Below are 25,351 nucleotides of genomic sequence, written 5' to 3' on the forward strand. Positions count from 1 at the left end.
GTCAGCAGCCGTAGTCGACCAGGTCGAACGAGGCGTAGTGGTCTGCGGTGTAGTAGTCCTCCTGGCTCTTTTCGCCGGTGACGATGCGGCGGGCGCCGCGGTCGTCGGAGCCCGGGGTGATGACCGTGTACTCGTGGTAGTAGCCGGAGCTCTGCTGCGGCAGCTCACCCTCGCGGTTCTGGAAGACGGTGCCGTCCTGCGGGAAGGGGTAGGGGCCGCCGGCCTCGATCAAGTCGAGGGTGTCGTGCGCCTGGGAGGGCAGCGCGGAGTAGCAGATCTCGCCGACCGCGGCTGCGGAGTGGGCGGTCGCAGCGACCGGTGCGGCCAGTGTGACCGGTGCGGTCGGTGCGGCGCTCGCGGTGGCCGCGGCGGGGCCGCCGAGGAGGAGGGCGGCGGCAAGGGCGGTGGCGCCGAGGAATCGGCTTCGTGGGGGGATTCGCATGGGTCCAGTGTGACGCGCGTAGAGGTTGGCGTGTCAACGTCAAGTCTGTGAAGTTTTCCGGGAGTTAACCACCGGTCGCCGCCAGGCCACCCCGCCGACACAGGCCCCGTCCCCTAGTAACTGCCGTACTCAGGGCGCCCCTCTCGCTCATACGTGCTGATGACGACACCCTTGGACGTCGTGCGCGACCGCGTGTGCCGGAAGGCGGTGGGGAGAGTGCCCTCCGTGAAGAGGCGTTTGCCGGTGCCGAGGGCGACCGGGAACGTCAGGAGGTGCAGGGTGTCGATGAGGTCGTGCGCCATCAGGGAACCGGCGAGGCCGCCGCTGCCGTGCATCTGCAGTTCGCGGCCAGGCTGCTCCTTGAGCGCGGTGACGTCCTTGACCAGGTCGTCGCGGCCGATGATCCGCGTGCCCTGCCAGTCCGCGCCGGTCAGGGTGGTGCTCGCGACGTACTTCGGCAGGGAGTTGAGCCGCGAGGCCACCGGGTCGTCGGGGTCCGTCATCCTGGGCCAGTACCCGGCGAAGATCTCGTACGTGCCCCTGCCGAGCAGGAAGGCGTCGGCCCGGTCGAAGACCTCGTTGACGAAGGCACCGAAGTCCTCGTCTCCATAGGGCACCGACCAGCCGCCGTGCTCGAAACCGCCGCTGCGGTCCTCGTCCGGGCCGCCCGGGGCCTGCATGACGCCGTCGAGGGTGACGAACTGGGTGAGTGTGAGCTTCATGGCGAGCGCCTTCCTTCTTCTCGGTCCTTGGCTGCGAGAGCCCCGACGGGGGGGGCCGTCTCTCACCCACTCAGACTCCGCGGCCGCCGGGAAGTCATCGCCGCCCGGGGAGGTGGAGATGCGTGTCCGATGACCGCCAGTCCTCACCCGCCCCGGCGGCTTTCATTGAACCCGCAAGCACTTCTGGCAGTCAGCACTGACCGAAGTGACGAAGTGACGAAGTACGCGGAAGAGGTACGGACATGTCTTCTCTCACCGGCAGGACGGCTCTGGTCACCGGCGGCAGCCGCGGCATGGGCGCGGCGATCGCGCTGGGCCTGGCCGAGGCGGGCGCCGACGTGGCGATCACCTATGTACGGGGCGAGGACGCCGCCAGGGAGGTTGTCACGAAGATCGAGTCGATGGGGCGGCGCGGCATCGCCCTCAGGGCCGACGCGGCGGACGCCGGTGACGCGGCGGGCGTGGTGGACCGCGCGGCCGACGACCTGGGCGGCCTGGACATCCTGGTGAACAACGCGGGGATCGGCGTCCTCGGCCCCATCGGCGACCTGACGCTCGCGGACATCGACCGCGTCATGGCCGTCAACGTACGAGGGGTCTTCCTGGCCTCGCAGGCAGCGGCCGCCCGGCTCCGCGACGGCGGCCGGATCATCACCATCGGCAGCTGCATGGCCCAGCGGGTCCCCGGCCCCGGCGGCACCCTCTACTCGACGAGCAAGGCGGCGCTGATCGGCCTCAACAAGGGCCTGGCACGGGAGCTGGGCGGGCGCCGCATCACGGCGAACCTGGTGCAGCCGGGCCCGACCGACACCGACATGAACCCGGCCGACGGCCCCCTCGCCGCCGGCCAGAGCGCCCTGACGGCCCTCGGCCGCTTCGGCTCCGCCGACGAGGTGGCATCCCTGGTCACCTACCTCGCCGGCGACGCCGCGGCGTACATCACCGGCACGGAGCTGTCGGTGGACGGGGGCCACGCGGCCTAGCTCCGGGCCCGGCCCGCGACCACGGGCCTACGGGACCGGCACCCAGGTCGCCGTCAGGTCGGCACAACGGACCGTGATCAGGGCATCCGTCAGTTCGGTGCGGTGCACGACGCCTTCCTCGTGGGGCAGGACTTCGTCCAGCAGGACGGTGATGGCCTCCATCCAGTCGATCGACGCTTCGTAGTCGACCGAGAAGTGCGTGACGCCGGTGTACTGGATCCGCAGTCCGGCGGTGTGCTTCCACCGGTTGGGGCGATAGGTGACCGACGCGGTGCCGGCCCTGCCCATGGTCGTCGTGGGCAGGGTGATGTCGGCGAGTTCCAGGTCCTTGACGCACCGCTCGCTCGTGTAGTCGTAATGTCCGGCCTCGGACGCGAAGGCCCGGGCTCCCTCGGGGAGCGCGTCCCGGAAGTCGGGAAGGGCGGCCAAGTAGGCACGCGCGTCGGTCCGGAAGCCGTGGAGCTCCGGGTCCCAGTCGACTTTCACGTACTTCATCCGCGGGATTCCATCACGCTGGGCGGGCTCTTTCCACGCGGGCCACGCGGTACGTCACATGGGTGCGGGGCGCACCGGGGCTGTCCACCCGGTGCGCCCCACGTTCTGTGGGGGCGGGTCAGCCGCCCAGTTCCTGGTGGCGGGCGGTCAGCGCGGCCGTGCCGGATTCGGTCAGGGAACCGAACAGGCGCAGGCGGGAGATGCCGCCGTCCGGGAAGATGTCGACGCGGACGTGCGTGCCGACGACGGGGGCGGGCAGGACGAAGCGGTGGTTGGTGTCGGGCTGCAGGCGGGTGCGGGGCAGCGCCTCGGCCCACTCCCCCGTCTCGCCGTCACGTACCGAGAGGGACGCCCAGCCCGCCGAGTTGCCCTTGAGGTAGGCGGTGTCGATCTCCACGGCGCGGATCTCGGACTGCTGGACGAGCCGGTAGCGGATCCAGTCGTTGCCGGTGTCGCGGCGGCGGCGGGTCTCCCAGCCGTCGTCCATCTTGCGGGAGCGGCCCGGCTGGATGGTGTTGGTGGCCGGCGAGTAGAAGCGGTCGGAGGCGTCCTCGACCTGGCCGCCGTTCTCCAGGGCGACGACGTCGAACGTGCCGAGCGCGGCGAGCCACTTGGGGTCGGCGACGACCTCGCCGTAGACGCGGAGGCGGGCGATGCCGCCGTCCGGGTGCTGGTTGACGCGCAGGTGCGTGAAGCGCTGCTCGACGTCGACGGCGAAGCCGTTGGCCGCGTGCCCGCCGATGGGCGTGCGGGGGACGAGCGTCGTCCACTTCACGTCGTCCCCGCAGAGCTCCTCGGGCGTCGGCGAGCCCTCGACGCTGGTGCCCTCGACGGAGACGGCCTGCGGGTAGTTGCCGCGGAAGTGCGCGGTGTCGATGACGATGCCGCGTACGACACCGGGCGCGCCGAGGCGGACGAGCGCCCAGTCGTGGTCGTCCTCGGTGGGCCACGGGTGCTCGGCGGACACGCCACGCCGGCGGCGGGTCTCCCAGCCGTCCATGACCTTGCCCTTGTGCCCGAAGTGCTCCGGGTCGAAGACGGCGGGGTGCGCGAGGAGGAGGTTCTCGCGCATCGCGAAGAACTCGTCGTTGGCGGCGATCACACCGGCGCCGAGCTGCCGGTCGGCGAGGTTGGCGTACTGGGTGAAGGGGAAGTCGGCCGTGCGGTAGTCGGCGTAGGGCTCGCCGCCGCCGTAGGGGCTCGCGTCGCCGGTGAAGGAGGGTATCGCCGTCACTGTTTCAGTTGTTCCTTTCCAGAAGTCGGCCTGCGGGTTCGCTGAACTCGCCGCCGTGCAGGATGCGTTCGCCGCGCAGCCAGGTGGACTTCACGACGCCGCTGAGCGTCTTGCCCGCGTACGCCGTGACCCGGTTCCGGTGCTGCAGCTCCGCGGGATCCACGGTGAAGGTCTCGTCGGGCGCGAGGACCGCGAAGTCGGCGTCCCGGCCGGCCGCGATGGCGCCCTTCTGGTCGAGTCCGACCAGCTGTGCGGTGCGCTCCGACATCCAGCGCACCACGTCGTCGAGGGTGTGCCCGCGCCTGCGGGCCTCGGTCCAGACCGCGGGCAGGCTCAGCTGGAGTCCGGAGATGCCGCCCCACGCGGTCGCGAAGTCGTCGGTCTTCAGGTCGGCGGTGGACGGGGAGTGGTCCGTGACGACGCAGTCGATGGTGCCGTCGGCCAGCGCCTGCCACAGCAGGTCCTGGTTGCCGGCCTCGCGGATGGGCGGGCAGCACTTGAACTCGCTGGCGCCGTCCGGGACTTCCTCGGCGGTCAGGGTGAGGTAGTGCGGGCAGGTCTCGACGGTCAGCTCGACGCCCTCGCGCCGGGCGGCGGCGATGAGCGGAAGCGCGTCGGAGGAGGACAGGTGCAGCACGTGCACGCGCGCACCGATCCGCTTGGCGACGGCGATGAGGCCCTCGATGGCGGTGTCCTCGGAGATACGGGGCCGGGTCTGGAGGTAGTCCGCGTACTTGGGGCCGCTCTTGTGCGGGGCGGCGTCCAGCTCGTGCGGGTCCTCGGCGTGCACGATGAGCAGTCCGCCGAAGCCGGCGATCTCGGCCATCGAGGTGGCCAGCTGGTCCTGGTTCAGCTCGGGGAACTCGTCGACGCCCGAGGGCGACAGGAAGCACTTGAAGCCGTAGACACCGGCGTCGTGCAGGGGCTTGAGGTCCTGGACGTTGTCGGGGAGGGCGCCGCCCCAGAACCCGACGTCGATGTGGGCCTTGCTGCGGGCGACGTCCTGCTTGGTGCGCAGGTTGTCCACCGTCGTCGTCGGCGGCAGGGAGTTGAGGGGCATGTCGATCAGGGTGGTGATGCCGCCGGCGGCCGCGGCGCGGGTGGCGGTCCAGAAGCCCTCCCACTCCGTGCGGCCCGGGTCGTTCACGTGGACGTGCGTGTCGACCAGGCCGGGCAGCAGGGCGTCGTCGCCGAAGTCCTCCAGGCGCGCGCCGTCCGGCACATCGGCGTCGTACGCGGTGACAGCCACGATCTTCCCGCCGGAGACGGCGACCGAGGCGGCCCGCGTCCCTTCCGGGGTGACGACACGGGTCGAGCGGAGCACAAGCTCCACGCCCCGGCCCGCCGTCGCGTCCACGTCCACGTCCCTTTCGGACACCCGCGTCCCCTCTCTTCTGTTCCGCTACACAGACCTTTTGCTTCCGCTTAACGGAATTCAACGTTCTGTTGAAGGAGTTTTCACGCTTGCGCCGGTGACGTCAAGGGTGGACTTCGGCGGGCCCGGGCGAACCCCACCGCACTGGACGTTTCCACAGAGTGGAATTATGATTCCGTATACCAGAACGTAGCTACGCACAACGCGAGCGCCGCGGGGGCGCGGGACAACCCTGCGGAGACACGGACAAACGCCCCCTGACCGGCGGCGACGGCATGCCGAGCGACAGTCCTCGTGAAGAACCGACCGGTAGGCTGCTTCCTTGCCCGCCAGCACCGAAAGGAACGCGCCGTGCCGACGTCAAGCGCCAGCGACGCCCCTGCTGAAATCGCCGCCTCCAAGACCCCCGCCGCGAGCGGTGGCGTCCAGTCCCTCGAGCGCGCCTTCGATCTGCTCGAGCGGATGGCGGACGCGGGGGGCGAGGTCGGTCTCAGCGAGCTCTCCGCCAGCAGCGGTCTGCCGCTGCCCACGATCCACCGTCTCATGCGCACGCTGGTCGCCTGCGGGTACGTACGCCAGCAGGCCAACCGCCGCTACTCCCTCGGCCCGCGCCTGATCCGCCTCGGCGAATCCGCGTCGCGGCTGCTCGGCACGTGGGCGCGGCCCTATCTCGCCCGCCTCGTCGAGGAGACCGGCGAGACGGCGAACATGGCGCTGCTCGACGGCGACGAGATCGTGTACGTCGCGCAGGTGCCGTCCAAGCACTCCATGCGGATGTTCACCGAGGTCGGCCGGCGGGTCCTGCCGCACTCCACGGGCGTCGGCAAGGCGCTGCTCGCGCACGCGTCGCCGGAGGAGGTCCGGGCACTGCTCGCCCGCACCGGGATGCCGGCCGCCACGGAGAAGACGATCACCACGCCGGAGGGCTTCCTCGACGCGCTCGAGGTCGTGCGCCGCACGGGGTACGCGGTGGACGACAACGAACAGGAGATCGGCGTGCGGTGCCTTGCCGTGCCGGTGCCCAACTCGCCCACCGCGGCGGCGATCTCCATCTCCGGGCCCGCGGGGCGGGTGACCGAGGCGGCGACGGAGAAGATCGTGCCGGTGTTGCAGCAGGTGGCTTTGGAGTTGTCGGAGGCGTTGGTCTCGGCGGGGGCTGGCTCCTGAGCCTTGGGCGGGGTGCCAGGCCCCGCCGCTTCGCGGCGGATTTTTTCCCACCCACCCACCCACCCGTTTGCCCCGCGACGTCATTGTCGGGTAGGGGCAGTCCCACCCGGGTGTTTTGACCCTCGGCGTCACTGCCAGGTGGGGGCCTTGTCTGTCAGCCTTGCGTCGTCCGGGGTCAGGTTGCGGAGGGTGCGGCGGAGGGCTTTGGGGAGGGCGGGGGGCCGGACCGTGAGGACCGCGCAGGAGGCGTGGGCGCGGACGTGACGGTGGGTTCGGGGCGTGATGTGTCTGTGGGGGCGCGCGCCCAGGACCAGGAGGTCGTCGGGGTGCGTGGCCGCCTCGCACAGGGCGCGGCCGGGGTGGTCCCTGATCACCCGGCGTTCGACGACCACGCCTGGCGGCGTGCCGCCGAAGGCCTCGTCGAAAGCGCGGTCGAGGCGGGCCTTCGCCTCGGTCCACCAGTGCCGCGCCCACTCCCGGTCCGGGTGGCGCAGATAGAGCGCCTCCCCCTCCGGCGGCTCCCAGGCCAGTACCGCGACCAGCACCTGTCCCGTACGCCGCGCCTCCGCCGCGCCGGCCCGCAGCGCCGCGAGGCTCGCCAGGGAACCGCTGACCCCCACCACGACGCGCCCCGCCCCGGCGGTCGCCCGCCCGGCCACCGCCGCTCCGTCCACTGACATCGGTATCCCCTTTCCGGGCCAAAACGACCGACTGACGTGCCACGAACGGGAGTCTGTACGCTGATTGGCCTGGGCAGCAGGGCCAATCAGTGGGAGTTGGCATGGCAGAGGCACGAGTGGTCCACACCGTGGACAGGAGGCTGGGCAGCCGTCGGCTGGCCGGCCTGCTGACCGGCACCGTGGGCGAACGCCCCGGCTACCGCGCGCTCGCCCACGGCGTGCGCACCCTCCTGCTCGACGGCCGCATCCCGCTGCACACGCGGCTGCCCGCCGAACGCGAGCTGGCCTCGGCGCTGGCCGTCAGCCGGGCCACCGTCACGGCGGCGTACGACGTGCTGCGCGAGGGCGGCTACGCCCGCAGCCGCCGCGGTGCGGGCACCTGGACCGAGCTGCCGCAGGGGCAGCGGCCGTCCAACGTGGCGGCGTTCCCGGCGGGCGACGACGTCCTCGACCTCGCGATAGCCGCGCCCGGCGCCCCGGAGGCGGAGCTCCGCGCGGCGCTCGCCGCGGCGGGCGGGATGCTGGCCGAGCACGCGCCGACGCCGGGCTACCACCCGTACGGCATACCGGAGTTGAGGTCCGCCGTCGCCGAGCGCTTCACGCGGCGCGGGCTGCCCACGCTGCCCGACCAGGTCCTGATCACCACCGGCGCGCAGCACGCGCTGTCGCTGACCCTGTCCCTGCTGGGCAGGCAGGGCGACCGGGTCCTGGTCGAGAACCCGTCGTATCCGAACGCTCTGGACGCGATCCGCGGGGCGGGCCTGCGGGCGGTTCCGGTGCCGGTCACGGAGGACGGCTGGGACTGCGGCCTCGTCGAGTCGTCGCTGCGGCAGGCGGCGCCCCGCCTCGCGTACCTCGTACCGGACTTCCAGAATCCGACGGGCTGCCTGATGCCGCACGAGCAGCGGCTGCGCATCCTGGAGACGGCCCGCGCCACGGGCACCTGGCTGCTGATCGACGAGACCATCACCGACATCGCGCTGGACGGGCCGCCGCCCGCTCCCTTCGCCTCGCTCGCGGCGCACGGTGTGGGCGAACAGATCGTGACCTTCGGGTCGTTGAGCAAGTCCCACTGGGGCGGGCTGCGGATCGGGTGGGTGCGGGCCGGGTCGGGGCTGATCACCGAGCTGGCGACGAAGCGCGTGCCGAGCGACATGGCGACGCCCGTCATCGAGCAGCTGGTGGCGCTCCATCTGCTGCGCGGCATGGACGACGTGCTGCGCGAGCGGTTGCCGCGGCTGCGGGCGCAGCGCGACGCGCTCGCCGCGTCACTCGCCCGGCACCTGCCGGAGTGGCGCTGGCGGGTCCCGCCGGGCGGGCTGTCGCTCTGGGTGGACCTGGGGCGGCCGGTGGCATCCGCCCTGGCCCGCGCGGCGCTCGCACAGGGCGTGCGGATCGAGGGCGGTTCCCGCTTCGGGGCCGACCCGGGCACGCACGAGCACCGGCTGCGCATCCCCTACACGCTCCTCCCACCCCAGGCCGACGAGGCCGTACTCCGCCTGTCCAAGACCCTGACCGGCGACCTCACCCCCACCCCGGCCGACACCACCCGCCGCCACTGGGTCGCGTGAGCCCGGCACGGCCTGGCGCGGCGTGGGCCCCTCGCAGCACGGCCCGGCGTGGCGTGGGCCCGGCGCGGCACGCCCCCCGCGTCACACACCCCCGCCGCCACCCGCCCCCGGCGCGCCGCACGCCCCCGGCCGGGCCCCGCAGAATCGATCCTGCGGGGCCCGCGGCCCCCGCGGCCTCAGCAGCCCCCGCGCCCCTTCGGTTCGCCGAACATCTCCACTGCGCCCCGCACCGACGCCAGCCCTGCGGCCAGTGCGCTGACGGAGCCGATTGCGCCGGCCACGAGGAGGAGGGAACGGCGCATCCGGGGGACCTCCGGGGTGCCGTACGCCATCTCCGCCAGCGCCGCCAGTTCGTCCTCGGCGATGCCGCGGTCCGTGAACTCGGCCGGGTGGGCGGCGAGTTCACGGCGCAGCCGGGCGACGGCGGCGCGCAACTCCGCCACCCGTGGGTCCTCGTCGCTCCCGGTCACCTGGCTCTGCTCCACGCTCCGCAACACGGCTCTCCCCCTCGCACGTCTCCGTGCGGCTGTTCCGTTCCTCTTTCGCGGGCCCCTGAGGCGCTGGTCAGGCACCGGGGGCCGCGGGTCAGTAAACCGTTCCCGATACGGGATGCGCCACTTCGCGCACGCTGTCGAGGCGTGTATGCAGGAGCCATGACGACAGAACCGAGAGAGCCGAGAGAACCGATTAACGTGCGGGGCGGTGGGGCGGGAGAGGTCGTCGGGCTGCTGCTCGCCGCCGGTGGCGGGCGGCGGCTCGGCGGGCGGCCGAAGGCCCTCCTGGAGCACCGGGGCGCGCCGCTGGTGGAGCACGCGGTGCGGGTGCTGCGCGACGCCGGGTGCGAGCGGGTGCACGTGGTGCTCGGCGCCTCCGCCGACACCGTGCGCGAGCGGGCCTCGCTCCCCGGCTGCGTGCTGGTGGACAACCCGGAGTGGGAGGAGGGCATGGGTTCGTCCCTGCGGGCCGGGCTCGCCTCGCTCGCCGGCACCGGCGCGTCCGCCGCGCTGGTCTCGCTCGTCGACCAGCCGGGGATCGGCGTGGCGGCGACGGCCCGGGTGCGCGCGGCGTACCGGTCGCCGACGACGCTCGCGGCGGCCGCGTACGAGGGCCGGCGGAGCCATCCCGTCCTGTTCGGGAGCGCGCACTGGGCGGGCATCCGCGCGAGTGCGGTCGGCGACCGTGGGGCACGCGACTACCTGCGGGCGCACTCCGACGCGCTCACGCTGATCGAGTGCGGAGACGTCGCGGAGGCGTACGACATCGACACGGCCGAAGACCTGATCCACTTGGAGTGACCGACGTGGCACTCAGCGACACGTTCTGTCGACGAGAAGAATCTCGACATCAACAAACCATTGAACTTCCACTATGAGGAAACTAGTATCCACTGACCAGAAGGCCCGTTATCTCGGACGGGGCCCCGCAGCCGTACCTCGGCTCCAGTGGCACCCAGTGCCACCGCGTCTGCCCGGCGGCCCGCCCGGCACCGTCCGTGCAGCTCTCTGAAGGAAGTGACAGCTCATGTCCGCACTAGCGCCGTCGCCGCTGGCCATCGTCGACGCAGAGCCCCTGCCCCGGCAGGAAGAGGTGCTCACCGACGCGGCCCTCGCCTTTGTGGCCGAGCTGCACCGGCTGTTCACGCCCCGGCGTGACGAGCTCCTCGCCCGGCGTGCCGAGCGCCGTGCCGAAATCGCCCGCACGTCCACCCTGGACTTCCTCCCGGAGACCGCCGCGGTCCGCGAGGACGACTCCTGGCAGGTCGCCCCGGCCCCCGCCGCGCTGAACGACCGCCGCGTGGAGATCACCGGCCCGACCGACCGCAAGATGACCATCAACGCCCTCAACTCGGGCGCGAAGGTCTGGCTCGCCGACTTCGAGGACGCCTCCGCTCCCACCTGGGAGAACGTGATCCTCGGCCAGCTCAACCTCACCGACGCCTACGAGCGCCGCATCGACTTCACGGACGAGCGCACCGGAAAGTCGTACGCCCTGAAGGGCGCCGACGAGCTCGCGACCGTCGTGATGCGCCCGCGCGGCTGGCACCTGGACGAGCGCCACCTCCAGGTCGACGGCGAGCCGGTCCCCGGCGCGCTCGTCGACTTCGGCCTGTACTTCTTCCACAACGCCAAGCGCCTCATCGAGCTCGGCAAGGGCCCGTACTTCTACCTCCCGAAGACGGAGTCGTACCTGGAGGCCCGCCTCTGGAACGACATCTTCGTCTTCGCGCAGGACTACGTCGGCATCCCCCAGGGCACGGTCCGCGCCACGGTCCTCATCGAGACGATCACGGCCGCGTACGAGATGGAGGAGATCCTCTACGAGCTGCGCGACCACGCGTCCGGTCTGAACGCGGGCCGCTGGGACTACCTCTTCTCCATCGTCAAGAACTTCCGTGACGGCGGCTCGAAGTTCGTCCTGCCGGACCGCAACCTGGTGACGATGACCGCCCCGTTCATGCGGGCGTACACCGAACTCCTCGTCCGCACCTGCCACAAGCGCGGCGCGCACGCCATCGGCGGCATGGCGGCGTTCATCCCGTCCCGCAAGGACGCGGAGGTCAACAAGGTCGCGTTCGAGAAGGTCAAGAACGACAAGGACCGCGAGGCCGGCGACGGCTTCGACGGCTCGTGGGTGGCGCACCCGGACCTGGTCCCGATCGCCATGAAGTCCTTCGACGCGGTGCTCGGCGACAAGCCGAACCAGAAGGACCGCCTGCGCGAGGACGTGAAGGTCGCGCCCGAGGACCTGATCGCCATCGACTCCCTCGACGCGAAGCCCACGTACGACGGCCTGGTCAACGCCGTCCAGGTCGGCATCCGCTACATCGAGGCGTGGCTGCGCGGTCTCGGCGCCGTCGCCATCTTCAACCTCATGGAGGACGCGGCCACCGCGGAGATCTCGCGCTCGCAGATCTGGCAGTGGATCAACGCGGGCGTCGTCTTCGAGACGGGCCAGACCGCCACGGCCGACCTCGCCCGCGAGGTGGCGGCGCGTGAACTCGCCGCGATCCGCGCCGAGATCGGCGACGAGGCCTTTGCGGCCGGCAAGTGGCAGCAGGCCCACGACCTCCTCCTCCAGGTCTCCCTGGACGCGGACTACGCGGACTTCCTGACCCTCCCGGCGTACGAGCAGCTCCGCTGACGTTCCGTCAACACGAGCAACACGAGCAACACCAGCAACACGAGAAGCCCCCCGGCACCGCACAGCGCCGGGGGGCCTTCTCGTGCGCCTCTCAGCCGAGGTGCGTCGACCAGTCCTGCTCCGCCGCGGGCTTCCCGTGCAGGTCGGGTACCCGCTTCAGCCAGGCGGGGCGGCCCTTCTCGGTGGCGGCCGCACGCCTCGCGTCCGCGGCGGCCAGCTCGTCCCGGCCGGGAAAGTCCGTCGGCAGCCACGCCGCGGAGGCCCGGGCGCGGGCCAGCAGGAAGGCCACGTACGCCTCCCGCACCTCGTCCGGGGACGTGAACCCGGGCTCGTCGGCGAGCCACGCGTCGGGGACGAGGCCGACGATCTCGCGGAGCACGGCTTCCGTGACGAGCGGCGCCAGTTCGGCATCGGCGGCGGCCGTGTCGGGCCCGTACCCGCCGAGGGCGTGGTGGCGGAAGTCGTACGCCTTGTCGGGCGGCGTCACCCCCCAGCGGTGGTGGAAGACCAGGGCGGCACCGTGGTCGATGAGCCACAGCTTCGGCTCGTGGACGCCGAAGGTGGGCCAGACCATCAGGTTCGAACTGTGCACCGTGCGGTCGACGTTCGCGGTGAGGGCGTCGAGCCAGACGACCTTGCCGGCCTCGAGCGGGTCGACGTCGATCGCCTCCGGGGTGAAGTCCGCGGCGCCGGGCAGCAGGTCCATGCCGAGGTTGAGGCCCGCGCTGGCGTGCAGGAGGTCCTGGACCTCCTGGTGCGGCTCGTCGGCGGCGACCGCAGGGTCGAAGTGCACGAGGACCAGTTCGGGAAAGCGCAGACCGAGGTGGCGGGCGAGTTCACCGACGACGATCTCGGCGACGAGCGCCTTGCGGCCCTGGGCGGATCCGGTGAACTTGACGACGTACGTGCCCAGATCGTCGGCCTCGACGACGCCGGGCACGGAGCCGCCGGCCCGCAGGGGCTCGATGTAACGGGTCGCGGTGACTTCTCTCAGCATCTCCCACGGCTCCCGGACGTCTCTGCTCACTGGGTGATCATAGTAATCGCGGACATCTCCTTCCCGGCCCGGCCCGCGTGCCGCGGGGCATTGTGCGCCATGTCCGCTCTCGTCATGATGGCCTGGCATGGACGACGACTCACTTCCCGTTCCGCTGGCGCAGGTGTACGACGCCGCGCTCCTCGATCTCGACGGCGTCGTCTACGTGGGGCCGTACGCGGTGGAACACGCAGCGCCTTCACTCGCCCGCGCCAGGGCGCTGGGAATGCGCCTGGCCTACGTGACCAACAACAGCTATCGAACTCCCGTGGAGGTCTGCGAACACCTCCGACGGCTCGGCCTGCCGTCGGTGGCGGACGATGTCGTGACGTCGGCCCAGGCCGCCGCCCGGCTGGCCGCGGAGCTGCGCCCACCGGTTGCCCGGGTGCTGGCCATCGGGGGCGAGGGTCTGCTGGCAGCGTTACGGGCGTACGGTCTGGAGCCCGTTCGGTCGGCCGATGACGACCCCGACTGTGTCGTCCAGGGCTTCGCGCCCACGGTCAGCTGGCGCGAACTGGCCGAAGCGGCCTACGCCGTGGGACGTGGGGTGCCCTGGATCGTCACCAACTCCGACCTGAACGCGCCCACTCACCGGGGAACGGCACCGGGCAACGGTGCTCTCGCATACGTGGTGCGCGCCGCCACCGGCGCCGTCCCGACGGTGGCCGGTAAACCGTCCGCCGCCTTGCTGCGGGAGGGCGCGGCCCGGACCGGTGCCCGGCGCCCCCTCATGGTCGGGGACCGGCTCGACACCGACGTGGAGGGTGCGCGCGGAGCGGGCTTCGACAGCCTGGTGGTCCTCACCGGCGCCACCACGCCGCACGACCTCCTGACCGCCCCGGAGCACCGCCGCCCCACACATCTGGCGGCGGACCTGCGCGGCCTCCTCGCACCCGCGCGCCGCGTCGAGGAACACGCCGGAGGTCATCGGTGCGGTGGCTGGCTGGGCAGGGTGCGCGACCGCGAACTGGTGCTGACGGGACGGGGGGACCCCGAGGACGCCCTGTGGGCCGCGTGCCGGGCCTCGTGGTCGGCGCCCGAGCCCCCGTCTACGACGGCGGTCCTGGAGACACTGGCCCGGTGCGCGCGGGACCCTGTCAGGTGACGGGACGCCCGTCGCCGAGCCCCGCCTCCTGCCGGACGTGGTCGGCGATCTGGGCGTGCGTCGCGTACCAGACGTCGTCGCGCCCGCAGACGTGTTCCAGGAGCTGCTCCAGGGCGACGGCCCGTGACCGGTGGCCGATGACGTGCGGATGCAGGGTGATCTCGAACAGTCCGCCCTCCGCGTAGGCGCCGTCGAATTCGTCCCGCCACAGCTCCAGTACGTGCCGCGGCATCGTGTACGGGCGCACGGCGCTGTAGCGGTCCATGTTCAGGTAGACGGCGTCGTCCCGGATCCACTCGGGGGGGATCTCCACCAGCCCCGTCGGTTTCCCGTAGGAGAGGATCTCGTACGGGTCGTCGTCGGCCATCAGGGAGGAGTCGTACGACAGGCCGAGTTCGAGGGTGATGTCGAGCGTGTGCTCGCTGAAGTCCCAGGACGGCGTGCGGATGCCCACCGGCCGCTGACGGGTGATCCGTTCGAGGGTCTCCGCGCACCGGAGGGCGAGTTCCCGCTCGTCCTGCCGGCCGAGCTCCATGTTGCGCTCGTGGATCCAGCCGTGGATGGCGACCTCGTGCCCGCGCTCCGCATACCCCCGCGCCTCCTGCGGGCGAAGGAGCGCGCACACGGCCGGCATGAAGAACGTCGCGGGCAGGGCGTGCCGTTCGAGCAGCCGGAGGATACGCGGCACGCCCACCCGGGCCCCGTACTCCCCCTGCGACAGCTTTCCTGGCATCACCTCGCCGTCCCGCAGCGGAATCGTCTCGTGGTCGGGGTCGAAGGAGAACGCCACGGCGGCTCTGGCACCCCCCGGCCAGCGGGCCGGTTTGAGGCTGCGTCCGGCGCGCACCCGCTCGACGTGCCGGCGCCATTCCTCCTCACCCCACTGCCAAGGGGCCTGTGGAGGCTCCGCCCGTGGTGCCTTCCCGGTGTCTGCGCCCGGCACGGTCATGGCGGTTCCCCGCTCCTTCCGCGGCTCGCTGGGTGGGGTGTGCGGGTGAGCCATACGAGCATGCCATCGGCTTGTACGGCAGACAGGAGCATGAACAGGACAACGGACCGCGGCGTGGCCCTGACCGAAACGCGTGCTTCGGCGCGGAGGCCGTCTGCCCGTCTCCCGGTCGCTTTCCTACTGTTGTCGTGGCGGCACTGTTGTCGTGTCGGCCTCGGAAGCTTCGGCGGGCGGTGGCCCCCGGGGAGGAGGGCCCATCATGACGCCTTCGAGCGGCGCGGAGCGGTGACGTGATCCTGGCCGAGGCCCGGCGGTTCCTGCCCGACGCCGTGGCACTGCGCCGTTCCCTGCACGCCTGGCCGGAGACCGGCCTGCACGTGCCGCAGACCCAGCGGCGCGTCCTGGAAGCGCTGGACGGCCTGGGTCTCGACCTCCGCACCGGTCGACGGCTGTCCTCGGTGACCGCGACGCTCGACGGCGGGCGGGACGGCCCGGTGGTCCTGCTGCGCGCGGACATGGACGCCCTGCCCGTGTCCGAGGCCACGGGCCTCGAGTTCGCCTCGCGGGTCCCCGGTGCCATGCACGCCTGCGGGCACGACGCCCACATGGCCATGCTGGTCGGCGCGGCCCGGTTGCTCGCCGCGCGCCGCGACGAACTCGCCGGGCGCGTGGTGTTCATGTTCCAGCCCGGCGAGGAGGGCCACCACGGTGCCCGCCACATGCTCGACGAGGGGCTGCTCACCGGGCACGGCGGCGAGGTGGGCGCCGCGTTCGCCCTGCACGTCATGCCGGGGCTGCCGAGCGGCAGCCTGTGGCTGCGCCCCGGCCCGCAGATGGCTGCCTCCGACAAGCTGCGCATCGTCGTCCGCGGCCGTGGGGGGCATGCGTCGTCGCCGCACACGGCGTGCGATCCCGTGCCGGCGGCCTGTGAGCTCGTCCTGGCCCTGCAGACGGCGGTGACCAGGACGGTCGACGTCGCCGACCCGGCTGTCGTCACGGTCGGCTCCCTCGCGGCGGGCTCGGGGACCGGCATCATCCCGGAGACGGTCGAGCTCGCCGGGACCGTGCGCACCCTGTCGCGGGAAACACGCCTGCACGTGCACGAGTTGGTCTCCAGGGTCGCCGCGGGCGTGGCCGCGGCCCACGGGGCGACGGCGGAGGTGTCGATCGATGCGGGGTATCCGGTGACCCGCAACGATCCGGCGTTCACCGAGTTCGTGCTGCGCACCGCGGCGCAGGTGCTCGGCTCCGGGCGTGTCGGTGTGCTGCCCGCTCCGGCGATGACCGCCGAGGACTTCTCCTACGTCCTGGACGCGGTGCCGGGTGCCCTCGCCTTCCTGGGCGCGTGCCCGCCGGGGCTGGATCCCGGGCGCGCGCCCGCCCTGCACTCCTGCCGGGCGGACATCGACGAGGACGCCCTCGCGGCCGGGATCGCCTGTTACGCGGCCGTGGCCCTGCACCGTCCGGGCGCCGGCGGCGAAGGGCGTACGGCATGAGCGACCTGCGGATCCGCCCCGCGCGCGTCGACGAACTGGACCGGGTGGAAGGGCTCTGGCTGGAGGCGAGCCGCTGGCTCGCCTCCAGGGGGATCGACCAGTGGCAGTACCCGCCCCGGCGGTGGCGCATGGAAGGGGCGGTCCGCGCGGGTGACTGTCATCTCGCCTTCCGCGAGGGCCAGCTGGTGGGGACGGTGACCGTGGAGCGGCAGGCCGATCCCGAGTGGTGGGCGGACGACGACCCCGATGCGGCCCTGTACGTCCACGACCTGGTCGTCAGCAGAGAGGCCGCCGGGCAGTCGGTGGGGGCGCGGCTGCTGGACTGGGCGGGCCGGCTGGCGGCACAGCGGGAGAAGCCCTGGCTCCGTCTGGAGGCGTGGAAGACCAACGGCCTGCTGCACCGGTACTACCTCGACCGGGGGTTCGAGCTGCTGCGGATCGTCGACCTGCCGCACCGTCACTCCGGTGCCCTGTTCCAGCGGCCCACCGGGTTCACCGCCGCTCCGAAAGGCGACGGCTGACGGCACGCTCTTCGTACTGTCCCACTTGTTAACCCGTACTGATTCAACCGCGAGTTGACCGAGCAAAGGGGGACAGACTGGTTGAAGCAAGGCTTGTGCGCGGTCGTGATGTGCTGAAGGAGCCGTCTCATGAGGCATACGAATCTCCGCGGCCCTCGTCGACCGCGCGGTCGACGACCGCGGTGTCAGCGGAACGCGGTGACTTCGCGGACCCGATGGCGATCGGTCTCGGCGATGACGAGATCGCCGCCCCGCGTCACCCGCACCGCCCGCGGATAACGCAGCAGCACCCCGGCGGCCGGGCCGTCTTCCCAGTCCTCACCGGGAGGCCCGCCGGCCACCGTCGCGATACTGCCGTCCGGCCGGACGACGCGGACGCACTCGTTGAGGGAATCGGCCACGAAGAGATTGCCCTCGCCGTCGATGTCGACCCCTCGGGGCTGGTGGAGCGGGCCGGCGGCGGCCAGGACGGCACCGCCCTCGTACCCGGGCTCCCCGGTCCCCGCCACGGTCGTGACCAGTCCGTCGGCCGACACCATCCGCACCCGGTGGGACCAGCAGTCGGCGATGTACAGGCGGCCGTCGGCGGCCGTCACGATGTCTATGGGGTGGTGCAGGTCGCTGGTGACGGCCGGCACTCCGTCCGGCCCTGAGCCGGGTTCACCGGTGCCCGCGACGGTGGTGATGGTGCCGTCCGGCGCGATCCGCCGCACCCGGTGCCCCTTCCACTCGGCGACATAGAGCGTGCCCGCGCCGTCCAGGGCCAGCCCCCTGGGTTCGTTGAGCACCGCTTCGGCGGCCGGGCCCCCGTCGCCGCCGAAACCGGGCTCACCGGTCCCCGCCACGGTGGTGATGGTGCCGTCCGGCGCGATCCGCCGCACCCGGTGGTTCCAGTAGTCGGCGACGTACAGATGTCCCGCGGCGTCGCAGACCAGGCCGCCCGGTTCGTTGAGCGCGGCGTGAACGGCCGGGCCCCCGTCACCGCCGAAACCGGGCTCACCGGTCCCCGCCACGGTGGTGATGGTGCCGTCCGGCGCGATCCGCCGCACCCGGTGCCCCTTCCACTCGGCGACATACAGGGCGCCCGCCGCGTCGGCCGCCAAGGCCCGCGGCTGGTTCAGTGCCGCCCGGGCGGCCGGCCCGCCGTCGCCTCCTGAGGCGGCCTCGCCGGTGCCGGCGAGGGTGCGGATGACCCGGTTCGCGATGTGCGCGGACCCGGCGCCCGTACGTGTACTGCCCGACATACCCGCCTCCTGAGCAAGGGTGGGAACACAATTCCGCGGTGGCGCTTCGAGTGGCATTTGCGGATCGTCGACTCACCGTAGAGAGCATTCGAAGACATCGGTAGAGCGCGGCCGGGCGCTTTCCGGCCACCGGCCGCTGCGCTCCCGCCGACCGAATTTCGACCACCTGGAAGGTGAACAGGTGGGACCTGGTACAGCCGAGAGGATCGTTGGAATCGGTGAAATCGTGCAGAGTTCAGCTCAGGGACCGTTGATGGTGCCCCAGAAGATATGAATGACCGCTTCCCCCATCGACGGTGGTGGTCAGTGGTACGGCATCGAAGCGAATGTGATCTCCCGCTGCTCATGCCGGATCGCCCACATCCACTCGGTCCGGAGTTGCATTCATTTTCGGGCCACTCACGGGAACTGGCATGAAAACTCTTCGCGCATACCGCAGCTTTCCGCTCGCGGTGCGGCTGCTGCTCGTCAATCAATTCGGGGTGGACGTCGGTTTCTACCTCCTCATCCCTTTTCTGGTGACCTACCTCGGCCACGATCTGGGTCTTTCGGCCGCCCTGGTAGGACTGGTCCTCGGTGTGCGGAACCTGAGTCAGCAAGGACTGTTCGTGCTCGGCGGCTCCGCGGCCGACAGGCTCGGCCCCCGCCGTGTGATCATCTTCGGCTGCATGCTGCGGACCGTGGGGTTCGCGCTGTTCGCCGTCGGTTCCACACTGCCGCTCCTGCTCGCCGCCTCGGCGCTGAGCGGACTGGCCGGAGCCCTGTTCTATCCGGCGGTGCGGACCTACCTGGCCCAGGAGGCGGGGCACCGCAGGGCGGAGGCCTTCGCATTGCTCAACGTCTTCGCGACCGGCGGCTCATTGCTGGGCCTGGCCCTGGGCGGAGTGCTGCTCCTGGTCGATTTCCGCATCTGCGCCCTCGTCGCCGCCGGCGTGTTCGGCGTCCTGTGCCTGGCTCAGATGTACGCCCTGCCCGCCCGCGAGGCCCCCCGCTGCGCCACCCCGGTCGTGAAGGACTGGCGGGAGGTCCTGAGCAACCGGACCTTCGTCGCGTTCGCCGTGGCCATGGCAGGCATGAGCACCCTGGAGAACCAGGTGTACCTGCTGCTGCCCGAGGGAGCGCGACAGGCGACCGGACGCCCGGAGGCCGCCGGCGCGGTGCTGGTGATCGGGGCGCTGGCGAACTTGGTCTGGCAGCTGCGCGTCACCCGGACGCTGGCGCGGCGCGGTGGCGGCCCGGCGTGGATCGCCCGCGGCATCGCCCTGACGGCCGCGGGTTTCGTGCCGCCTCTGCTGGTGTGCGGATCCGGCGCTCCCGACGGCTGGGCCACGGCGGTCAGAAACGCCTGCCCGGTGATCGCCGGAGCGCTGTTGATCTACTTCGGCATCATGATCGTGCATCCCCTGGCGATGGAACTGGTCCCCCTGTTCGGCCCAGTCCGGTTGACCGGTACTCACTTCGGCATCTTCTACGTCTTCTCCGGGCTCGCCGCCGCGGGCGGCAACGCGCTCGTGGGCTGGTCCCTGGACCTCGGCAGGCGCAGCGGTCTGCCCGCTCTGCCCTGGATGTGCTGCCTGGGCCTCGGCCTGGTCTCGGCAGCGGCCATCACCTGGCTGCACCGTACGCGCGGGCTGCCCGGCCGTCCGGCGCCGGTGACGTCGCGGCCGGCCGGGCGCGCGGGCCCCGCGGCGGCCCGGTCCCGGCGGGGACCGGCAGTGCGCCGATGCCGGTCGGCCGCGCACGAGCGGCCCCGGACCCTGCCGTACGTGCCGCGCCACTGCGTGGCGGCCCGTCGGACCAGTCGCTGCGGTGGGTGCTGCTGCGGGGGATGCCGTCCCCGGCACCGGGGCGCGTCCTGGTGGAGGTCGCTGCCGTGGCGGCTCGGCCGACGCATCACGTGTGGGTGCTGCGAGAAAGCGGCCCGGACGGGCAGGGCGTAAAAAGACTCAGAAATAACAGATGCCACAACGGGGCCCATTGGCATATGCCGACAATGGATGTCCGCAGCATCGAGATGTGGCGCATTCCCTTCCTTGTGCCGCCGGGAACGGCCACATAACTTGTTGAGTGGGGGCGTCACCGCGCTTCCGTGAAACTCCGGCCCCGGCGGACAATGCCAACGGAGGCGTCTTGGAGAATTTTCCGAATCGATTCCGTGACAGCTCTGGCCCCGTGAGCAGTTCTTGGTCTCCCAGTCCGGTGGTCCCGTTTCGCCTCGTATTCAGCGGCGTACCCAGAACGCTCTGGTTGAAACTTGAGGCACACAATCCGTACGGTTCCATCAAAGGGCGTACCGCTTTCGCACTCTGGCAGGATGTCAAGGACCGCATTGATCACCGGGTCGGGTTGATCGAGTCGACGTCGGGGAATCTCGGTCTGGCGCTCGCCGCCCTTGCCGCCGCTTTACAGGTGCCTTTCACCGCCGTCGTGGATCCCCGGGTCAGCCCTTCGGTGCAGAACACCATGAGCGCCATGGGCGCGAGAGTCGTCGTGGTCGACCGGCCCGACGGAGCCGGCGGATTCCTGCTCAACCGCCTCGCCCATGTCGCGGAGCGGGTGCGCTGCGAGCCGGAACTCGTGTGGCCGAACCAGTACACCAATCCGGCCAACCCGGCCGTGCATGCCCAGTGGACGGCGCCCGAGCTGTGCGCGCAGTTGCCGGCCAGACCGATGAGCGTCCTGGTGGCGGTGTCCACCGGTGGCACGCTGGCGGGCTTCCGCGACTACGTCCTCGCCCATGAGCCGGACTGGGAGCTGGTCGGGGTGGACGTCGTCGGTTCGCTCGCCCTGGGCGACATACCCGGCGAACGGCTGCTCTCGGGGATCGGGGCGAGCCGCAGATCGTCCTTCCTGCCGCACGGATACCGGCCCGCCGTGCACATCGGCCCACCGGAAGCGGTCAGCGCGTGCCTGTGGCTGGAGGAGACGACCGGCATCACCGTGGGCTCCAGTTCCGGTGCGCTCGTCGCGGCAGCTCTGCGGCTTTTCCGTGAGGACCCGGGACGCACCGACATCGCCTGCCTGTGCCCGGACGGCGGGGACCGCTACCTCGACACCGTCTACTCACCGCTGTGGCGCTCCAGGCAGGCCCTGGCCCCCGTCGACGTGGCCGACGGAGTCGTTGTCAGGGGTCTTGTGGAGGACCCCGTCCAAGGAGAGGTGACGCTCCGGTGAGCACGCAGGAACGTGACTGGTACCAGCGTGCCGGAGTCCGCACCGGCCCCCGGCGCCGCCTGGCGGACGAGGTGGCCACCGGGCGCGCCTTCTTCCCTCCGGCCCTGGTGCCCTACCTGGACCATCCGCGCGTGGCCGGACTCGGCGAGGCGAAGCGCAGGGAGCTCCTCGCCCGTCACCTCTTCCAATACCTGGACTTCACGGCCCAGTTCGAGACGCGCGTGGTGAACCGTGCCACGGAACGCATCGCCGGCAACCGGTGCGGGGTCGCCACGGATGTCGCCGTCCGGCTCGACGCGTACCGCATCTACTGCGACGAGGGGTACCACTCGCTGTACAGCCTGGACGTCATCCAGCAGGTCTCCCTCGCCTCGGGGGTGACACCGCTGGAGTACGACTTCGGTCCGTTCCTGCGACGGCTCGACGCGATCGGTACCGAGGCCCTGCCCTACGAGCCGGCCCTGGCCCAACTGCTGCAGGTCGTGGTCTTCGAGACGCTGATCACCGCGGTGCTCAACGAGATACCCAAGGATCCCGATGTGCTGACCGTCGTCCGGGACATCGTCAGGGACCACGCCAAGGACGAGGGCTGGCACCACGCGTTCTTCGCCCAGTTCTTCCGCGAGCTGTGGACGCGGGAATCGACCGGGTCCCGGGGCCGTATCGCGCGGTGCCTGCCCGGTCTGATCCGGTGCAGCCTGCTTCCCGATCTGCGGCCGGTCCGCGCTTCGTTGGCCGCCGCGGGCCTCGCGCCATCGGCTGTCGAGGACGTCGTGCGCGATTCCTATCCGCCGGCTTCGGTCGACCGGGGCATCCGCAGGGCGTCCCGGCATGCCGTGCGGCTCTTCCAGGAAGTCGGGGCCATGGACGTGCCGGGCGGCGCCGAGGCGTTCGAGGCCGCCGGTCTGCTGCCGTGAACCACCCGGTGCCGAGGACCGCACGAACCGAAGGGTGACGATGTCGGAGCAACTCCTCTTTCTCGACAGGGAAGCGGTGCTCGCCTGCCTCGCGCACGTGGACGTGTGCGCGGAGATCACGCAGGTGCTGTGCCGGCACGCAGAGGGCCGGGTGGAACTGCCCGCCGAGGGCTACCTGCCCTGGACCAACGGCGAGGGTGCCTACTGCCGTTCGCTGGCCATGCTCGGCGCGGTGGAGGTCGACGGCGGCCCGCCACTGCGGGGGATGAAGCTGATCAATGCCGCGACGAGCAACCCGTCCCACGGACGGGAGCGGGCCGCGGGCCTGGCGATGCTCTTCGACCCGGAGACCGCCCGACCGCGCGTGCTGGCCGAAGCGGGCTGGCTGAGTGCGACCCGCACGGCCGCGTACACGATGGTGAGCCTGCGGCACCTCGGTCCCGAGCGGTGGGACGCGACGACGTTCCTCGGCTGCGGCACGCTCGCCCGCGTCCATGTCGGGCTGCTCGCCACGGCGTTTCCCGAAGCGGTACGCGTACACCTCTACGATACCGACGCACGGCGGGCCGGGGAACTGGCCGACTGGATACGCGCACAGCATCCGCAGCTCACCGTCCGCGTGGAACCGGGCGCGCGAGAAGCGGTGGCCGCCGCGCCGGTGGTGGTGACGACGACCACCGCCGACCGCGGATACCTGCCGGCCGCGTGGCTCGCGCCCGGCACCTTCGTCGCCCACGTGTCGCTGGCCGACCTGCTGCCCGACGCCTTCCTGGAGGCCCAGGGCGTGTTCGTGGACGATGTCGCTCTGGTCGCCGAGAACCCCCGCAGGGTCCTGGGCCGCTTGATGCAGGAGGGCCGCATCACGGATGGCCGGTCCGCGGGCCCCGGTTCCCCGGCCCGGCCCCTGAGCGGCACCCTCGGTCAGGTTCTCACCGGTGAGCGGCCCCCCGTCCGGCCCACCGTGTCCCACGTCGTCAGCAACCCCTTCGGCATGGCCGTCCTCGACGTCGGGCTGCTGGGCGCAGTACAGGATGCCGCCGCCCGTCTGGGCCTGGGCAGAACCCTGGCCCTCTACTGAAAGGGACGCATGGACCACCACTTGGCACGGCCCGGCCCTGTTCCGGAACACGGACTGTTCTCCCTCGCCGAGGTGGAGCCCGATGTGATCGGCAAACTCGCGGCGCGATCGGTGGAGCTCTTCCGGGACCAGCACGCACACGACCGGCCGTTGGCGGACACCGTCACGGGCGTGCTGTTCACCAGGACCTCGACCCGTACCCGTACGGCCTTCACCGTCGGCGCCGTCCGGCTGGGCGCTGTTCCTGTCACGTACGGCCCCCGGGATCTGCAGTTGAACACCGGTGAGTCGGTCGCCGACACGGGGCGCGTCCTGGGCAGCATGCTCGACCTGCTGGTCGCCCGCACCGCCGGGCCCCTGGAGGAACTGCGAGAGCTGTCCCGCCACGGCGGCCTTCCGGTGGTCAATGCGATGGCGGCCGAGGAGCACCCCAGTCAGGGCGTGACCGATCTCGCCACCCTGCACCTGGCGGTGGGCGATCCGGCCGGAGTGAGCGTGCTCTACGTGGGCGAGGGCAACAACACGGCGGTGGCCCTGGCGCATGCCCTGGCGAGCGTGCCGGGGGCCCGGGTCACCTTCAGCACCCCGCCCGGATACGGGCTGCCGGAAGAGGAGCTGACGAGGGCGTCGCGCAGAGCCGCGGCCACGGGCGCCACCCTTGAGGAGGTGCACGATCCGGCGCTGCTGCCCGATCACGTGGACGTCGTGTACACCACCCGTTGGCAGACGACGGGCACCGCGAAGCCCGACCCCGACTGGCGTGAGGCGTTCCGGCCCTTCCATGTGGACGCCGCCCTGCTGGCCCGCTGGCCGCAGGCCCTGTTCATGCACGATCTGCCCGCCCACCGCGGCGACGAGGTGGCCGGTGAAGTCCTCGACGGTCCCCGGTCCCTCGCCTGGACCCAGGCGGCCATGAAGCTCGCCGGGGCCATGGCGGTCCTGGAGTGGGTGAGCGGACCTGCCGCCAAGGCGGAGTGACCTGCCGTGCACCGCCCCGTTCGCCCCTCCCTCTCACCCCGTCCCCCTTCACACGGATCGAGGTCCTCCCGTGCAGCCGACCCGTGTCACCGCCTACCGGCATCTGACCCCACGTGACCTGGACCCGCCCTCGTCGTCACAGGTCTTCTTCGAACCTGCCGACACCGAGATGGGTGTCTGGGTGGTGCAGGACCTCATACGTGAGGGCTGCCTCGTCCTCGACCTCGGGTCCGGCAGCGGTGCCGCCGCGGCGGCCATGGCCCGCGCGGGAGCGGCCCGCGTCCACGGCATCGACTCGGGAGAGGACACCGTGGCCTGGGCGCGCAAGCACTACGCCTCGATCGACGACGACCGTCCCGTCACGTTTTCGCACGGTGACTTCACCGCACTGTCCCCCGCCGAGCTGCTGGCCGCCGTCCCCGTCCCGTCCCGTTCCCCCGTCGTCGTCACCAGCAATCCGCCCTACGTCCCGCTCACCCCGGAAGCCGACGCCCTGCGCCGGTCCGTCGGCGGGGGAACGGACGGTCTCAAGCTGATCCCCGCGGTCATCACGCACGGCCGTGCGCTGGCGGACGGCCTGGGGATCACCATCGGCAGCTACTCCAGTCCCCGTAAGGCGGTCGGGATGCTGGAAGCGGCGGGTTTCTCGGTGCATGCCGTCACGTTGTGCCCACTGCCTTTCGGGGACTTCACCCGGGACCATCCCGATCAGGTGTTTCGCCTGGAGAAGCGGGGCGAGGCGGTGGTCTGGCGCTCCGGGCCGTATCCCCTGGCGTATTTCATCGTCGGCCTGGCCTGCCGCAGGGCCACCGGGGACGGCGCCCGGCCGGGCCGGCTGACCGGTGAGGGACTGATGGATCTTCTGCGTACGGCCGCCCGCTCCCGCACCACCCGCCTGGAAGCCCTGGACGAGTGGACTTCGCCGGGGTGGGCGGGGCCTCTGCGCGTCGTGGACCTGCCGCAGCCGGCCGTCCGTCATCACTGGTGACCTCCGCCCGGCCCTGGCCGGAGGGCAGCCCTGTCCGGAGGGCAGCACGTCCCAT

Annotated in this window: 23 protein-coding genes and 1 pseudogene; 14 read left to right on the top strand and 10 right to left on the bottom strand. The window is 71.6% G+C overall.

The features are described 5' to 3' along the window. Nucleotide 1: 1 nt before the first annotated feature. Together ACH4D5_RS31885 and ACH4D5_RS31890 are read right to left on the bottom strand one after the other, a co-directional pair. Entirely contained in the window at nt 2–442 is a 441-nt protein-coding gene (locus ACH4D5_RS31885; protein WP_398309188.1) for a ribonuclease domain-containing protein, read from the bottom strand. A 113-nt stretch (nt 443–555) separates the two neighbouring features. After that, on the bottom strand, nt 556–1,164 hold the full coding sequence (locus tag ACH4D5_RS31890; protein WP_398309191.1) for a dihydrofolate reductase family protein: 609 nt from the start codon (nt 1,162–1,164) through the stop codon (nt 556–558). Between the two features lie 242 nt (nt 1,165–1,406). Between ACH4D5_RS31890 and ACH4D5_RS31895 the strand changes: the two genes are divergently transcribed. After that, a complete protein-coding gene (locus tag ACH4D5_RS31895) occupies nt 1,407–2,147 on the top strand; it encodes an SDR family NAD(P)-dependent oxidoreductase (RefSeq protein WP_398309194.1) in 741 nt (246 codons plus the stop codon). Nucleotides 2,148–2,174: 27 nt separating this feature from the next. Here the strand turns inward: ACH4D5_RS31895 and ACH4D5_RS31900 are convergent, their stop codons facing one another. The 3 genes from ACH4D5_RS31900 to allB form a co-directional block, all read right to left on the bottom strand. Then, nucleotides 2,175–2,642, bottom strand: a complete 468-nt coding sequence (locus ACH4D5_RS31900; RefSeq protein ID WP_398309197.1) for a hypothetical protein — start codon at nt 2,640–2,642, stop codon at nt 2,175–2,177. A gap of 118 nt (nt 2,643–2,760) precedes the next feature. Next, a complete protein-coding gene (gene alc / locus ACH4D5_RS31905) occupies nt 2,761–3,876 on the bottom strand; it encodes an allantoicase (RefSeq protein WP_398309200.1) in 1,116 nt (371 codons plus the stop codon). Nucleotides 3,877–3,880: 4 nt separating this feature from the next. Beyond that, entirely contained in the window at nt 3,881–5,254 is a 1,374-nt protein-coding gene (gene allB / locus ACH4D5_RS31910; RefSeq protein ID WP_398309203.1) for an allantoinase AllB, read from the bottom strand. A gap of 348 nt (nt 5,255–5,602) precedes the next feature. Here allB and ACH4D5_RS31915 point away from each other — a divergent pair, with 348 nt between their 5' ends. Next, complete coding sequence (locus tag ACH4D5_RS31915) at nt 5,603–6,418, top strand: IclR family transcriptional regulator (RefSeq protein ID WP_398309206.1); 816 nt, start codon at nt 5,603–5,605, stop codon at nt 6,416–6,418. A 128-nt stretch (nt 6,419–6,546) separates the two neighbouring features. On the opposite strand, the gene ACH4D5_RS31920 is transcribed toward ACH4D5_RS31915, so the two are convergent. Continuing rightward, complete coding sequence (locus tag ACH4D5_RS31920; RefSeq protein WP_398309209.1) at nt 6,547–7,098, bottom strand: universal stress protein; 552 nt, start codon at nt 7,096–7,098, stop codon at nt 6,547–6,549. Nucleotides 7,099–7,199: 101 nt separating this feature from the next. Between ACH4D5_RS31920 and ACH4D5_RS31925 the strand changes: the two genes are divergently transcribed. Next, nucleotides 7,200–8,669, top strand: a complete 1,470-nt coding sequence (locus ACH4D5_RS31925; RefSeq protein WP_398309212.1) for a PLP-dependent aminotransferase family protein — start codon at nt 7,200–7,202, stop codon at nt 8,667–8,669. A 176-nt stretch (nt 8,670–8,845) separates the two neighbouring features. On the opposite strand, the gene ACH4D5_RS31930 is transcribed toward ACH4D5_RS31925, so the two are convergent. Beyond that, nucleotides 8,846–9,139, bottom strand: a complete 294-nt coding sequence (locus ACH4D5_RS31930) for a DUF5955 family protein (RefSeq protein ID WP_398309691.1) — start codon at nt 9,137–9,139, stop codon at nt 8,846–8,848. 183 nt (nt 9,140–9,322) lie between these two features. Between ACH4D5_RS31930 and ACH4D5_RS31935 the strand changes: the two genes are divergently transcribed. After that, on the top strand, nt 9,323–9,964 hold the full coding sequence (locus tag ACH4D5_RS31935; protein WP_398309215.1) for an NTP transferase domain-containing protein: 642 nt from the start codon (nt 9,323–9,325) through the stop codon (nt 9,962–9,964). Nucleotides 9,965–10,190: 226 nt separating this feature from the next. Continuing rightward, nucleotides 10,191–11,810, top strand: coding sequence for a malate synthase A (gene aceB / locus ACH4D5_RS31940; protein ID WP_398309217.1), 1,620 nt, complete (start codon nt 10,191–10,193; stop codon nt 11,808–11,810). A 91-nt stretch (nt 11,811–11,901) separates the two neighbouring features. Here the strand turns inward: aceB and ACH4D5_RS31945 are convergent, their stop codons facing one another. Then, entirely contained in the window at nt 11,902–12,807 is a 906-nt protein-coding gene (locus ACH4D5_RS31945; protein ID WP_398309694.1) for a HipA family kinase, read from the bottom strand. A gap of 127 nt (nt 12,808–12,934) precedes the next feature. Between ACH4D5_RS31945 and ACH4D5_RS31950 the strand changes: the two genes are divergently transcribed. Beyond that, entirely contained in the window at nt 12,935–13,951 is a 1,017-nt protein-coding gene (locus ACH4D5_RS31950) for an HAD-IIA family hydrolase (RefSeq protein WP_398309220.1), read from the top strand. On the opposite strand, the gene ACH4D5_RS31955 is transcribed toward ACH4D5_RS31950, so the two are convergent. After that, a complete protein-coding gene (locus tag ACH4D5_RS31955; protein WP_398309223.1) occupies nt 13,944–14,900 on the bottom strand; it encodes a polysaccharide deacetylase in 957 nt (318 codons plus the stop codon). The genes ACH4D5_RS31950 and ACH4D5_RS31955 overlap by 8 nt on opposite strands. 290 nt (nt 14,901–15,190) lie before the next feature. On the opposite strand from ACH4D5_RS31955, the gene ACH4D5_RS31960 reads away from it, so the two are divergent. Further along, entirely contained in the window at nt 15,191–16,396 is a 1,206-nt protein-coding gene (locus tag ACH4D5_RS31960) for a M20 family metallopeptidase (RefSeq protein ID WP_398309226.1), read from the top strand. Continuing rightward, entirely contained in the window at nt 16,393–16,917 is a 525-nt protein-coding gene (locus tag ACH4D5_RS31965; protein WP_398309229.1) for a GNAT family N-acetyltransferase, read from the top strand. Before ACH4D5_RS31960 ends, ACH4D5_RS31965 begins: the two co-directional genes overlap by 4 nt. 185 nt (nt 16,918–17,102) lie before the next feature. Here ACH4D5_RS31965 and ACH4D5_RS31970 read toward each other — a convergent pair whose 3' ends face one another. After that, on the bottom strand, nt 17,103–18,161 hold the full coding sequence (locus ACH4D5_RS31970; protein WP_398309232.1) for a hypothetical protein: 1,059 nt from the start codon (nt 18,159–18,161) through the stop codon (nt 17,103–17,105). 413 nt (nt 18,162–18,574) lie between these two features. Between ACH4D5_RS31970 and ACH4D5_RS31975 the strand changes: the two are divergent. The 6 genes and pseudogenes from ACH4D5_RS31975 to ACH4D5_RS32000 form a co-directional block, all read left to right on the top strand. Next, a pseudogene (locus ACH4D5_RS31975) lies at nt 18,575–19,825 on the top strand (MFS transporter); the annotation flags it as partial. Between the two features lie 508 nt (nt 19,826–20,333). Continuing rightward, entirely contained in the window at nt 20,334–21,335 is a 1,002-nt protein-coding gene (locus tag ACH4D5_RS31980; protein ID WP_398309235.1) for a pyridoxal-phosphate dependent enzyme, read from the top strand. Continuing rightward, a complete protein-coding gene (locus tag ACH4D5_RS31985) occupies nt 21,332–22,252 on the top strand; it encodes a diiron oxygenase (protein WP_398309238.1) in 921 nt (306 codons plus the stop codon). Before ACH4D5_RS31980 ends, ACH4D5_RS31985 begins: the two co-directional genes overlap by 4 nt. A 40-nt stretch (nt 22,253–22,292) precedes the next feature. Next, nucleotides 22,293–23,330: an ornithine cyclodeaminase gene (locus ACH4D5_RS31990; RefSeq protein ID WP_398309241.1), complete on the top strand. Its 1,038-nt coding sequence runs from the start codon at nt 22,293–22,295 to the stop codon at nt 23,328–23,330. A gap of 9 nt (nt 23,331–23,339) precedes the next feature. Beyond that, on the top strand, nt 23,340–24,308 hold the full coding sequence (locus ACH4D5_RS31995) for an ornithine carbamoyltransferase (RefSeq protein WP_398309244.1): 969 nt from the start codon (nt 23,340–23,342) through the stop codon (nt 24,306–24,308). Between the two features lie 70 nt (nt 24,309–24,378). Next, nucleotides 24,379–25,296 (top strand): methyltransferase domain-containing protein, encoded by a 918-nt coding sequence (locus ACH4D5_RS32000; protein WP_398309247.1) that lies wholly within the window; start codon nt 24,379–24,381, stop codon nt 25,294–25,296. Nucleotides 25,297–25,351 lie beyond the last annotated feature (55 nt).

Source organism: Streptomyces sp. NPDC018029 (assembly GCF_044327655.1).
GTDB lineage: Bacteria > Actinomycetota > Actinomycetes > Streptomycetales > Streptomycetaceae > Streptomyces.

Bases quoted from the DNA above. Each gene is read 5' to 3' on its own strand.
- ACH4D5_RS31990 (WP_398309241.1), top strand. From the start codon at position 22,293: ATGTCGGAGCAACTCCTCTTTCTCGACAGGGAAGCGGTGCTCGCCTGC.
- ACH4D5_RS31965 (WP_398309229.1), top strand. From the start codon at position 16,393: ATGAGCGACCTGCGGATCCGCCCCGCGCGCGTCGACGAACTGGACCGG.
- ACH4D5_RS31955 (WP_398309223.1), bottom strand. From the start codon at position 14,900: ATGACCGTGCCGGGCGCAGACACCGGGAAGGCACCACGGGCGGAGCCT.
- ACH4D5_RS31890 (WP_398309191.1), bottom strand. From the start codon at position 1,164: ATGAAGCTCACACTCACCCAGTTCGTCACCCTCGACGGCGTCATGCAG.
- ACH4D5_RS31885 (WP_398309188.1), bottom strand. From the start codon at position 442: ATGCGAATCCCCCCACGAAGCCGATTCCTCGGCGCCACCGCCCTTGCC.
- aceB (WP_398309217.1), top strand. From the start codon at position 10,191: ATGTCCGCACTAGCGCCGTCGCCGCTGGCCATCGTCGACGCAGAGCCC.
- ACH4D5_RS31970 (WP_398309232.1), bottom strand. From the start codon at position 18,161: ATGTCGGGCAGTACACGTACGGGCGCCGGGTCCGCGCACATCGCGAAC.
- ACH4D5_RS31900 (WP_398309197.1), bottom strand. From the start codon at position 2,642: ATGAAGTACGTGAAAGTCGACTGGGACCCGGAGCTCCACGGCTTCCGG.
- ACH4D5_RS31950 (WP_398309220.1), top strand. From the start codon at position 12,935: ATGGACGACGACTCACTTCCCGTTCCGCTGGCGCAGGTGTACGACGCC.
- ACH4D5_RS31995 (WP_398309244.1), top strand. From the start codon at position 23,340: ATGGACCACCACTTGGCACGGCCCGGCCCTGTTCCGGAACACGGACTG.
- ACH4D5_RS31920 (WP_398309209.1), bottom strand. From the start codon at position 7,098: ATGTCAGTGGACGGAGCGGCGGTGGCCGGGCGGGCGACCGCCGGGGCG.
- ACH4D5_RS31925 (WP_398309212.1), top strand. From the start codon at position 7,200: ATGGCAGAGGCACGAGTGGTCCACACCGTGGACAGGAGGCTGGGCAGC.
- ACH4D5_RS31895 (WP_398309194.1), top strand. From the start codon at position 1,407: ATGTCTTCTCTCACCGGCAGGACGGCTCTGGTCACCGGCGGCAGCCGC.
- ACH4D5_RS31935 (WP_398309215.1), top strand. From the start codon at position 9,323: ATGACGACAGAACCGAGAGAGCCGAGAGAACCGATTAACGTGCGGGGC.
- ACH4D5_RS31945 (WP_398309694.1), bottom strand. From the start codon at position 12,807: ATGCTGAGAGAAGTCACCGCGACCCGTTACATCGAGCCCCTGCGGGCC.